Source organism: Pseudomonas sp. (genome assembly GCF_049590575.1).
GTDB lineage: Bacteria > Pseudomonadota > Gammaproteobacteria > Pseudomonadales > Pseudomonadaceae > Aquipseudomonas.
Genome location: NZ_JBAWDE010000417.1, coordinates 1 through 10,482 on the forward strand (window position 1 = coordinate 1; position 10,482 = coordinate 10,482).

General features: G+C 63.3%; 7 protein-coding genes. All 7 read right to left on the reverse strand.

Annotation, left to right across the window (positions count from 1 at the left end; translation table 11 throughout):
* Positions 1-7 precede the first annotated feature (7 nt).
* Positions 8-1,423 (reverse strand): efflux transporter outer membrane subunit, encoded by a 1,416-nt coding sequence (locus tag WBR57_RS29240; RefSeq protein ID WP_424088905.1) that lies wholly within the window; start codon positions 1,421-1,423, stop codon positions 8-10.
* Positions 1,420-4,599 (reverse strand): efflux RND transporter permease subunit, encoded by a 3,180-nt coding sequence (locus WBR57_RS29245; RefSeq protein ID WP_424088907.1) that lies wholly within the window; start codon positions 4,597-4,599, stop codon positions 1,420-1,422. Before WBR57_RS29245 ends, WBR57_RS29240 begins: the two co-directional genes overlap by 4 nt.
* Positions 4,600-4,614: 15 nt before the next feature.
* Entirely contained in the window at positions 4,615-5,856 is a 1,242-nt protein-coding gene (gene mexE / locus WBR57_RS29250) for a multidrug efflux RND transporter periplasmic adaptor subunit MexE (protein WP_424088909.1), read from the reverse strand.
* Positions 5,857-6,061: 205 nt separating this feature from the next.
* Positions 6,062-6,547, reverse strand: coding sequence for a response regulator (locus WBR57_RS29255; RefSeq protein WP_424088911.1), 486 nt, complete (start codon positions 6,545-6,547; stop codon positions 6,062-6,064).
* On the reverse strand, positions 6,544-8,871 hold the full coding sequence (locus WBR57_RS29260; RefSeq protein WP_424088913.1) for an ATP-binding protein: 2,328 nt from the start codon (positions 8,869-8,871) through the stop codon (positions 6,544-6,546). Before WBR57_RS29260 ends, WBR57_RS29255 begins: the two co-directional genes overlap by 4 nt.
* Positions 8,868-9,521: a response regulator gene (locus tag WBR57_RS29265; protein ID WP_424088915.1), complete on the reverse strand. Its 654-nt coding sequence runs from the start codon at positions 9,519-9,521 to the stop codon at positions 8,868-8,870. Before WBR57_RS29265 ends, WBR57_RS29260 begins: the two co-directional genes overlap by 4 nt.
* On the reverse strand, positions 9,518-10,482 hold a 965-nt coding region (locus WBR57_RS29270; RefSeq protein WP_424088917.1), incomplete at its 5' end, for a sensor histidine kinase. The genes WBR57_RS29270 and WBR57_RS29265, both read right to left, overlap by 4 nt.

Sequence of the window (10,482 nt, forward strand, 5' to 3'; positions counted from 1 at the left end):
CTTTACATCACTTGCTGCTGGCTACCACCGTGTCCGGCTGCCAGCCACCGCCCAGGGCCTTGTAGATCGCGACGATGCCGCGATACAGGTCCACTTCGGCCTGGGCCTGGGAATCTTCGGCGGCCAGGCGTTCACGCTGCGCGTCGAGCAGCACCAGGAAGTCCACGGTGCCTTCGCGATAGCGGATCGCCGCGAGGTCGGCAGCGGCGCGGCTCGACTCACTCTGACGGATCAACGAAACCAGACGCTGTTGGCGTTTGCCGTAATCACTGAAGGCATTTTCCGATTCTTCCAACGCCAGCAGCACCTGCTGCTCATAGGTCGCCAGGGCGCTATCGGCTTCGGCATTTGCGCCGCGCAACCGCGCACGCACGCTGCCCAGGTCAAACGCCGCCCAGGTAATGCTCGGGCCCAGGGACCAGGCATTGGCGGCGGCCGAACCGATCTGCGAACCGCGCCCGGCGGTAAAGCCGAGGAAGCCACTGAGGCTGACCCGTGGGAACAGGTCGGCCTTGGCCACGCCGATACGAGCGGTGGCGGCGGCCAGCTTGCGTTCGGCGCTGAGGATGTCCGGGCGACGTTGCAGCAGTTGGCCTGGGTCACCGATCGGCAACGCCTTGGCAATCGCCGGCAGGTCTTTGGGGCTCAGGTCTACGCTCAGCTTGTCGGGGCGCTGGCCGAGGAGGGTGGCGATGCGGTTACGCTCGCGCACTTGTTCGGCCTGCAGTTGCGGCACGCTGGCTTCAACCGCTGCCAGGCGCGCGTCGGCACGTTCCACGTCAAGCTGATCGCCGACACCGGCGTCGCGCAGGCTGACGGTGATGCTGCGCGAGTCCTGCTGGTTCTTCAGGTTGTCCAGGGCAATTTTTTCGCGCAGCTGGGCGCCGCGCAGTTGGCCGTAGGCATCCACCAATTCGGCAATCATCGTGACTTGCAGTTGGTACAGGTCGGCCTCGGCGACCTGCTGGTCGGCGTCGCTGGCTTCCAGGTTGCGGCGGATGCGCCCGAACAGATCCACTTCCCAGGCCATGTCCAGGCCCAGGTCGTAGCGTTCGCTGTTGACGCGCCGGGTGGTCTGGCCGGGGATCTGGCCTTTGCCCACGTCGCTGCTGGCACGGCTGGTGACCACCGGCATGACGTCGTTGGCGGCGTCGTCACGGATGGCGCGGGCCGCCCGCAGACGGGCAAACGCCACACGCAGGTCACGGTTACCGTCCAGCGACTGGGTCACCAGTTGGTCGAGGGTCGGGTCGTCGAACTGCTGCCACCAGATGCCTTCGAACTTGGCGTGGTCATACTGCTTGGCATCGGCGGCGGCCGTGATGTTGGCCGCCTCCAGCTGCTGGGTTTTGTAGTCCGGGCCCACGGCACAGGCGGCAAGCGCCAGTACCAGCAAGCTCGGCAGGAATACTTTCACACTCATTGCTGTGTCTCCAGCTTCAAGGCCTTGGCCGCTTTGCGCGCGTCTTGGCGCTCCACATAGCGACGGATCAGTACGTAGAACACTGGCGTCAGCAACAGACCGAAGAAGGTCACCCCGATCATCCCGGAGAACACCGCCACACCCATGGCGTGGCGCATCTCGGCACCGGCACCGCTGGACAACACCAGTGGCACCACACCCATGATGAACGCGAACGAGGTCATCAGGATCGGCCGCAGACGCAGGCGGCAGGCTTCGAGTACCGCGGCAAGCGGGTCAAGGCCTTCCTGCTGTTTATCCTTGGCGAACTCGACGATCAGAATCGCGTTCTTGCACGCCAGGCCCACCAGTACGATCAGGCCGATCTGGGTGAAGATGTTGTTGTCGCCGCCCGAGATGATCACCCCGGTAATGGCCGACAGCAGCGTCATCGGTACGATCAGGATCACCGCCAGCGGCAGGCTCCAGCTTTCGTATTGGGCGGCCAGTACCAGGAACGCCAGCAGTACGCAGAGCGGGAACACGAACAGCGCGGTGTTGCCCGAGAGGATTTGCTGATAGGTCAGGTCGGTCCACTCGTAGGTCATGCCGTTGGGCAGTTCGTCCTTCAACAGTTTTTCAATCGCAGCCTGGGCTTGGCCGGAGCTGTAGCCCGGCGCGGCGTTACCGTTGATTTCAGCGGTGATAAAACCGTTGTAGTGCATCACGCGATCGGGGCCGGAGGTGTCGCTGACCTTGATAAAGGTCGCCAGCGGGATCATCTCGCCTTTGTTGTTGCGCACTTTCAGCTGGCCGATCTGGTCGGAGTCCTGGCGGAACTGCTGCTCGGCCTGCACGTTGACCTGGTAAGTACGCCCGAAGCGGTTGAAGTCGTTGGCATACAACGAACCCAGGTAGACCTGCAGGGTGTCGAAGATGTCGCTGATCGCCACGCCGTGGGTCTTGGCCTTTTCGCGGTCGATGGCCGCATCGACTTGCGGCACGTTGACCGTGTAGCTGGTGAACAGACCGAACAGTTCAGGCACGCCGTGGCTTTTGGTGATGATGTTCTGCACTTCTTTGTACAGTTCGTCATAGCCGAGGTTGCCGCGGTCTTCGATCTGCAGGCGGAACCCGCCGATCGTACCCAGGCCCTGTACCGGCGGTGGCGGGAAGATCGCCATGTAGGCTTCTTCGATGCCGGCGTACTTGCCGTTCAGTGCACCGGCAATCGCACCGGCCGACATGCTCGCGTCTTTGCGCTCATCGAACGGCTTCAAGGTCACGAACACGATGCCGCTGTTCGGGCTGTTGGTGAAGCCGTTGATCGACAAGCCAGGGAAGGCAATCGCGCTTTCCACGCCTGGCTGTTTCAGGGCGATGTCCGACATCTTCTTGATCACGTTTTCGGTGCGATCAAGGCTCGCGGCGTCCGGCAGTTGCGCGAAGGCCACCAGGTATTGCTTGTCCTGGGCCGGCACAAAACCGGTGGGTGTGTGGGCAAAGCCGAAGAACGTCAGCACCATCAAACCGGCGTAGACGAACAGCGCGATGCCACTGCCGCGAATCACCCGGCGCACCGTGCCCACGTAGCCATGGCTGGCTTTTTCGAAGAAGCGGTTGAACGGGCGGAACAGCCAGCCGCCGAAGATCTTGTCGAGAAACTTCGAGAAGCGGTCCTTCGGCGCGTCATGGCCACGCAGCAACACGGCGGCCAGGGCCGGCGACAGGGTCAGCGAATTGAACGCCGAGATCACCGTGGAAATCGCAATGGTCAAAGCGAACTGTTTGTAGAACTGCCCGGTCAAGCCGCTGATAAACGCCGCCGGAATGAACACCGCACACAGCACCAACGCGGTGGCGATGATCGGCCCGGTTACTTCGCTCATGGCTTTTTCAGTGGCCGGGAAGGGCGCCAGGCCCAGCTCGATGTTTCGCTCGACGTTCTCCACCACCACGATGGCGTCGTCCACCACGATGCCGATGGCCAATACCAATCCGAACAGCGACAAGGCGTTCAGCGAGAAGCCGAACAGGTGCATCACTGCAAACGTACCGATCAGCGATACCGGCACCGCCACCAAGGGAATGATCGAGGCGCGCCAGGTCTGCAGGAACAGAATCACCACCAGCACCACGAGGATCAGTGCTTCGAACAGGGTATGCACTACCGCCTCGATGGAGCCGCGCACAAAGATCGTCGGGTCATAGGCGATGCGGTAATCCATGCCTTCCGGGAAGCTCTTTTTCAGCTCCGCCATCTTGCTGCGCACATCATTGGAGATGTCGATGGCGTTGGAGCCCGGGCGCTGGAAGATCGGAATCGCCACCGCCGGCTGGTTATCGATCAACGAACGCAGGGCGTACTGGCTGGAACCCAGCTCGACCCGTGCGATATCCTTGAGGCGGGTGATTTCGCCATTGTCGCCGGCGCGAATCACAATGTTCTCGAACTCTTCCTCAGTGACCAGGCGGCCCTGGGTGTTCACCGACAGCTGGAAGCTGGTGTCCGTTGGTGCAGGCTGCGCGCCCAAGGCACCGGCGGCGACCTGACGGTTCTGCTCACGGATCGCGTTGACCACATCGGTGGCGGTCAAATTGCGCGAAGCGGCCTTGTTCGGGTCCAGCCACACACGCAGGGAGTAGTCGCCCATGCCGAACAACTGCACGTCGCCGACGCCGCCCAGGCGCGCCAGTTCATCCTTGATATTGAGGATCGCGTAGTTCGACAGGTAGAGCATGTCGTAACGCTGATCCGGCGAGGTCAAGTGCACCACCATGGTCAGGTCGGGGGAGGCCTTGTCCACGGTAATACCGATGCGCGTCACTTCCTCAGGCAGTTTTGGCTGAGTCCGCGTCACACGGTTCTGCACCTGTACCTGCGCGTTATCCAGGTCGGTACCCAGGGCGAAGGTGATGGTCAGGGTCAGCTTGCCGTCGGCGGTCGACTGCGAGGACATGTACAGCATGTTCTCGACGCCGGTGATGGCTTGCTCCAGCGGCGCGGCCACGGTTTCACCGATGACTTTAGGGTTGGCACCCGGGAAGTTGGCGCGCACCACCACGGTCGGCGGCACCACTTCCGGGTATTCGCTGATCGGCAGCTGGAACAGCGAGATCGCACCGGCGATCAGGATCAACAGCGAGAGCACCGCTGCGAAGATCGGCCGCGAAATGAAGAACTTGGAAAAATTCATCTGGAGTCGTATCCCTTAACCGCGTGGAGACGCAGCAGCTGCGAGCTTGGGCGCGGTTTTGTCCGGCGCCACTTGCTCCAGGTTGCTGGCTTCAAGCGCTTGTCGTTGTTGTGCCAAGGCCGCGAGGGTTTCCTTGCTGGCCATCGGGATGGTCTCAGGCGCGACCGGCGACCCAGGGCGTGCACGCTGCAGGCCCTTGACGATAATCGTGTCGTCTTTATTCAGGCCGCTGCGCACGATGCGCAAGCCTTCGATCTTCGGCCCCAGTTCCACCGCGCGATAAGCCGGCTTGTCGCCGTCCATCACCAGCACGAATTTCTTGCCCAGGTCAGTGCCCACCGCTTCGTCGTTGATCAACACGGCGGAGTAGGTGCCGCTGCCCACCAGCTTCAGGCGCGCGTACAGGCCGGGGGTGTATTCGCCCTTGCTGTTATCGAACACGGCGCGCCCACGGATGGTGCCGGTGGCCGGGTTGACCTGGTTGTCGACGAAGTTCATCTGGCCCAGGTGCGGGTTGCCGGTTTCATTGGACAGGCCCAGGTATACCGGGGTGGTCGCACCGCGACGGCCTTGGCGGGCCAGCTCGGTGTACTTGAGGAACACGCGCTCATCGGCGTCGAAGTAGGCGTAGACCTTGTCGGTGGAGACCACGCTGGTCAGCGCGGTGACATCGGCGGTCACCAGGTTGCCGGCGGTGATTTCGGCACGGCTCACACGGCCGCTGATCGGCGAGGTCACACGGGTAAAGCTCAGGTTCAGCTTGGCCAGGTCCAACTGCGCCTGGATCCCGGCCACGGCGGCGCGGGCTTCCTGGGCGGCGGTGGTGCGCGAGTCGGCCAGTTCGGCGGAGATCGCATTGCTCTGGCGCAGGCGGTCGCCGCGTTGCGCTTCGTTATCGCTGCGGGTCGCGGCGGCGCGGGTTTGCGCAAGCTGGGCTTCAAGGCGGCGCACTTCAGCCTGGAACGGACGCGGGTCGATCTGGAACAGCAGGTCGCCTTTCTTGACCAAAGCGCCTTCGGTGAAAGCGACTTGGTCAATCTGGCCGGAAACCCGAGGACGAATCTGCACGGTTTCCGGTGCTTCGAGGCGACCGGTGAACTCGTCCCACTCGTTGACCGGCTGTTCCAGCACCTTGGCCACGCTGACTTTCGCCGCCGGCATGGCGGCCGCTTGTTCAGGGGCCTTGCCGCACGCGCTCATCACCACCACGGCCAAAACCGCCAGGGGGAAGCGCAAATGTTTGAGAGACTGTTCCATGAGGTGCATCCGCCAATGTATTTGAGATGGGCGGATCATGCGCGGCGAGGTGCTATGTCACGAATCGAATGAAGCAAAGGTAACTATCATTCGGAATGATATAAGCGCGGGATTAGCCCTCTAGAATGCGGGTTTCGTTAGGGAGCTATCAATAGGAGTGATGACAAAACACTGTTGCAGGCTGCGCAATCCTCTGCAATTCACACTAGCAACGGCGAATCACCGGCTCCACCGCAGCCGTTGAACCCCGCCGTTGCAACAATTCGATCTGCTCCGCCGGCACCAGGGTGCGCAAGGTCTTGTACAGCACGCGGGTTTCCAGCAGGTTCCACACCCGCAGCATGGTTTCCAGCGCATCCAGCGGTTTGCTGATGAAGTCCCGGGCGCCGAGGGCCAGGGCGCGCAGGCGGGTGTCGCGCGTGGCATCGGCGGTCAGCACCAGGATCGGCAGGTATTCGCCGTTGGGGATGCGCCGGTTGAGCTGTTCGAGCACTGCGAAGCCGTCGAGTTCGGGCATGTGCAGGTCGAGAATCACCAGGTCTGGCTCGAAGCTGTTGAACAGCTCCAGGGTGCGCAGTGGCTCGGTGCTGCTCAGCACGTTGGTCAGCCCCTCGCGCGCCAGCAGTTGCTCCACCAGGTCAAGGTTCGGGCGTTGGTCGTCGATGATCAGAATGCGCAGGTCGAGGTTCACGCGGGCTCCGGGAAATACTGTTCGAGGTGGGCGAGAAACGCGGGTACGTTAATTGGCTTGTTCAAGACGGCCGTTGCGCCCGCATCGTGCAGCGCCTGGCGGGTAAGGTCACTGGCGTCGGCGGTGATCATCAACACCGGCGTGTGCCGGGTGATCGCCGCGCGGCGCAAACGTTGCAGCACGGCCAGGCCGTCGATGTCCGGCAGCGACACGTCGAGCAGAATCAACTGGGGCGCATGCTGGGCGGCGAGGTCCAGGCCCAGTTGGCCTTGCATGCTCGACAGCAGCTTTATCCCCGGCCTGCGTTGCAGCAAGGTCTCGATCAGCGCGAGGCTGGAGAGGTTGTCTTCGATATACAGCACTTTGCCCTGGCTTGCCGACATGGCCACGGCAGGGCGTATCGACGGGATGTCGAACTGCACAGCGGCAAGCCCTTGGGGTTCGTGCACGCGCACAAACGGCAGCTCGAGGGTGAAGCGTGAACCGATGCCGTGCGTGCTGTGCACGCTCAGCTGGCCATTCATCTTTTCCAGCAGGCTTTTACTCAGCGCCAGGCCGAGACCGCTGCCTTCGATATTCGGGTCCGCGCCCAGGCGCTCGAACGGTTTGAACAGTTGCCCGAGCCGGTCTGGCGCAATGCCCTTGCCGGTATCGCAGACGGACACGCCGATGCGTTGCCCCTGGACCGTCACCTCGATGCTGACCTGGCCCCGGGGCCGGTTGTACTTGATCGCGTTGGACAGCAGATTGAGCAGCACTTGGGTCAGGCGCTGTCGGTCGGCAACCACGCCGACATCCGGCGTCAGGATTGGCACCGGCTGCAACTGGATGCCTGCGTCCACAGCCATGGGTGACACCAGCGCCAGCGCCTCTTGCAGCGAGGCTGCCAATGCAATCTTTTCGATATTGAGCGGCAGGCGTCCCGCCTCGATCTTGGCGATATCCAACACTTCGTTGATCAGCGTCAGCAGGTGCTGGCCGGCACGCAAAATGTGCCCGACCTGGGTTTTTTGCCCTGCCACCGCGTCCATGTCCAACAGTTGGGCAAAGCCCAGGATCGAGTTGAGTGGGGTACGCAGTTCATGGCTCATGCGCGACAGAAATTCGCTTTTGGCACGGCTGGCGCGCTCGGCTTCCTCGCGTGCGGTGCCCAGCGCTATCTCGGCTGCGCGACGGTCGGTGATGTCGCGGGTGATCTTCGAAAAGCCGCGCAACGCCCCGGTCGCATCGAACTGCCCGGTGATCACCACGCTGGCCCAGAACCGCGTGCCGTCCTGGCGGCAGCGCCAACCTTCTTCCATGTAATGACCGTTGCGGGTGGCTTCCTCCAGCGCCATGGCCGGGTGTTGCGGGCATTCCTCCGGCAGGTAGAACACCGAAAAGTGCAGGCCGATGATTTCCTGTTCGGTGTAGCCCTTGATCCGCTCGGCGCCAGCATTCCAACTGGTGACATGGCCTTCGGTGTCGAGCGCGAAGATGCCGTAGTCCTTGACCCCATCGATGATCAGCCGCAAGCGCTCTTCGTTCTCACGCAACGCGCGCTCGCGCTCGGCCAGCAGCGCGCCGGCTTCCACCAGGCGCGTGCCCAACTGGCCAATCTCGTCGTTTTCCGGTGGTTGCGGCTGCAACGGCTGACCGAGTGCCAGGCGCTGCGCATTGCGCTGCACTTGCTGCACGCGCGCGGCAATGCCCTTGGACAGAAACAGCACCGCGACGATTGCCCCGAACAGCCCGCAGATCGCCGCCAGCCAGGTCGACAGCAGCAACCGCTGGCGAGTTTCGGCGGCGGCGCTCGTGCGCTCGGCGAGCAACGAATCCTCAAGGGTCAGCATGGTGCCGATGTGCTGGCGCAGGGCGTCGAGGATGTGTTTGTTGCTGACCAGAATGCTGGTAATCGACGCCGCACTGGTCGTCGGCTCGCTGAGCATGTCTTCCAGGCCATCGATTTTGCTGTTGATCAGTGGCGTGATCGACGCGAGTTGTTCGCGCACGCGTTGATCGCGAACGTTCTCGTCGAGTCGGCGCAAGGCTGCCTCGATCTGTGGCTTGGCGTTGCGGTAGCCCGGCAGGAAATCCTCGCGGCGGGTCAGCAGGTAACCGCGCACGCTGGCGGCCGCCTCGGCCAGCAGCGTGTGCACGGCGCGGATGTCGCCTTGCACGCGCAACACCCGGCGCACGTCTTCTTCAGCGCGGGCGGTCTGCCGTTCGGTGATGTAGATCAGCACCAGCGACAACAGCAGCACCACCAGCGGCAGCGAAATCACCACCAGCGCCTTGCCGCGCAAGGGCAGGTTGGCCCAGCGCCGGGCATAAAATACCCTCATGCCTGGGTCACCAGGCCCAGGGCGATGCCACGCACGGCGGCCTGGGTTCGGTCGGCCGCACCGAGCTTGCCGATCACCCGCTCAACGTGGGCTTTTGCGGTGCCGGTGGTGATGCCCAGTTGCTCACCGATCTGGCGGTTGCTCATCCCGTTCGCGACCAGGCCCAGCACCTGGCGTTCACGGGGGGTGAGGTTTTCAGTCGGCGTGCCACCCGCGGCGCTGCGCTCGGTCATGCGTCGCAGCAGGCGGGCGCTGACCGCGTTATTCAGGGCTTCTTCACCGGCCGCGACCCGTTGCAGTGCATCGATCACCTCATCGCGGCTGGCGTCCTTGAGCAGGTAGCCCACCGCGCCGGCGTTCATCGCCGCTTCCAGGTGATCGACGCTGTCGTCCATGGTGAAAATTACTACTTTCAACGCCGGCAGGCGTTGTTGCAGCAGGCGGGCGGCGCCCAGGCCATTGAGCACCGGCATGCGAATGTCGAGGATCACGATGTCGGGCAACAACTGTTCGCAGAGTTCTACCGCCTGCTGGCCATCGCGCGCCTGGCCGACCACTTCAAATTGCGGATGCCCCGCCAGCAAGGCGACGAACCCCGTGCGCGTGACTTCATGATCATCCGCCAGCACCAGACGTAATACGTGGTTCATTGCGGTGTTCCATTCAGGTGGGCAGGCACGCAGGCGTGCAGTTGGGTGCCGCCGTTGAGTGTGCTCACGCAATCGAGGCGGCCGCCCAACAGGCTGGCGCGTTCGTGCATGGTGGCAAGGCCCAGGTGCTGGGCATCCTGGGTATCGAGCGGCAGGTCGATGGCAAAGCCTTTGCCGTTGTCGCTGACCCGCAGCGAAGCCTGGGCATTGTGCAGCTCCAGCACCAGTTGTACCTGGCTGGCCTGGGCATGCTTGAGGATATTGTTGATCGCTTCCTGGCCGATCCGGAACAAGGCGATTTCCACCTGGCTCGGCAAGCGGCCCGCGTAGCCACTGGCCCATTGCACGCTCACGCCCGCTTCGCGCAGGCGGTCGGCCTCTTTGTCGAGTGCCTTGAGTAAGCCGAAATCATCCAGCACCGTCGGGCGCAGGCCGGCGATCAGTTGGCGGCCTTCGCCCACCGAGTGCTGGGCCAGGCTCAGGATCGCCTGTAAGTCCGCGTCCAGGGTGCCCGGCAGCGCCGGGCAACGGCCGGCAAACCCTTGCAGGCGCTGGTGCAAACCGGCGAGGGTTTGTGCCAGGCCGTCGTGCAGGTCGTAGGCCACGCGTTTGCGCTCGTCTTCCTGGGCGCGCAGCAAGCGGTCGACCAAATCCGACAGGGTCCTGTCGCGGGTTTTGAGGGTGGTGAGCAACCGAGCGTTATGCAGATGCGCAGCCAGCAGCGTGGCGAGCAATTGCAGCGACTCACTGTCTTCATGGTCTGGCGCGCGCAGGCTCACACTGTTGCCCAGCACCAGTACACCCAATGTATCGCCGTCGCCGCCGCGCAACGGCACTTGCAACACGCTGGGCAGGGCACTGCCGGGCAGCTCCAGCCAGCACGGTGTGCGCAAGCTGCGGTTGGCGAGGGCGGGCAGGCTGCTCAGTCGGCCCTGGCTGCCGTGACGCGCGGTGGTCGTGG

Bases quoted from the DNA above. Each gene is read 5' to 3' on its own strand.
- WBR57_RS29240 (WP_424088905.1), bottom strand. From the start codon at position 1,423: ATGAGTGTGAAAGTATTCCTGCCGAGCTTGCTGGTACTGGCGCTTGCC.
- WBR57_RS29245 (WP_424088907.1), bottom strand. From the start codon at position 4,599: ATGAATTTTTCCAAGTTCTTCATTTCGCGGCCGATCTTCGCAGCGGTG.
- mexE (WP_424088909.1), bottom strand. From the start codon at position 5,856: ATGGAACAGTCTCTCAAACATTTGCGCTTCCCCCTGGCGGTTTTGGCC.
- WBR57_RS29260 (WP_424088913.1), bottom strand. From the start codon at position 8,871: ATGAGGGTATTTTATGCCCGGCGCTGGGCCAACCTGCCCTTGCGCGGC.
- WBR57_RS29265 (WP_424088915.1), bottom strand. From the start codon at position 9,521: ATGAACCACGTATTACGTCTGGTGCTGGCGGATGATCATGAAGTCACG.